2 protein-coding genes are annotated in these 1,129 nt (G+C 69.9%); both read left to right on the plus strand.

The features are described 5' to 3' along the window. Positions 1–397 (plus strand): ATP-binding cassette domain-containing protein (locus tag FJ980_RS33290; RefSeq protein ID WP_140547632.1); only part of this gene is annotated, 397 nt, incomplete at its 5' end. Between the two features lie 55 nt (positions 398–452). Next, on the plus strand, positions 453–1,129 hold a 677-nt coding region (gene exbB, locus FJ980_RS33295; RefSeq protein WP_140547633.1), incomplete at its 3' end, for a tonB-system energizer ExbB.

Genomic DNA, 1,129 nt, shown 5'->3' on the forward strand with positions numbered 1-1,129 from the left:
GACCGACATGGCCAGCTTTGCCGACCGGCTGGTCGACGAGCTGTCGGGCGGCGAGCGCCAGCGCGCCTGGCTCGCCATGCTGGTGGCGCAGGATGCCGGCGTCATGCTGCTCGATGAGCCTATCTCGGCGCTCGATATCGCCCATCAGGTCGAGGTGCTTGGGTTGGTCAGGGATCTCAGCCGCAAGCGCGACCTTTGCGTCGTCGTGGTGCTGCACGATCCCAACATGGCGGCGCGCTATTGCGACGAGCTGATTGCCCTGAAGGACGGCAGGCTGCTGACGCGCGGCACGCCCGGCGAAATCATGCAAGGCGATGTGCTCAAGGGCATTTTCGGGGTCGAGATGGGCGTGTTCGCGCACCCCGTCACAGGCCAGCCCGTCGGCTACGTCCAGTGACGCTTCAGCGCCACGGCGGGGGAGGCTGGCGGCTGTGAGAACGAGGAAGAAGACGATGTCGAGAACCGGTTTGGTCGCAGCGCTGTTTGCATCCGCCATGCTGGCGGCCGCCAGCGCGCCGGCGCAGGAGCAGCCGGCAAGCGGCACGCCCGCCACCATTACGGCGCCAGCACCATCGCCGGCCGCGCCCGCCGCTCCCGTGGGAGCCCCAGCGCCTGCACAGCCGCAAGCCGGGGCCGGTACGGCGGCCGAGCCCTCGCCGGCGCTGAGCTTGCCGCACGATCTGTCGCCATGGGGCATGTTCATGGCTGCCGACATCATCGTCAAGGCGGTGATGATCGGGCTGGCCTTCGCCTCGCTCGTCACCTGGACGATATGGCTGGCCAAGTCGCTGGAAGTGCTTGCCGGCAAGCTTGGCGCCCGTCGCGCCGCGCGGGCCATCGGCAATGCCGCGACGCTGAAGCAGGCGAGCCGCGCGCTCGGCCGCAACGGCGGCACCGGCGCCCTGCTGGTGCGGGCGGCGGAGGAAGAAGCGGCACTTTCGGCCGGCGCGCTCGACCATGCCGGCGGCGACGGGCTAAAGGAACGGGTTGCCTCGCGCCTGACACGCATCGAGGCGGCGGCGGCGCGACGCATGTCGCGCGGCACCGGCCTGCTGGCGACGATCGGCTCGACCGCGCCTTTCGTCGGTCTGTTCGGCACGGTATGGGGCATCATGAACGCCTTCATCGG

It is taken from the genome of Mesorhizobium sp. B1-1-5 (genome assembly GCF_006443065.1).
Lineage (GTDB): Bacteria > Pseudomonadota > Alphaproteobacteria > Rhizobiales > Rhizobiaceae > Mesorhizobium.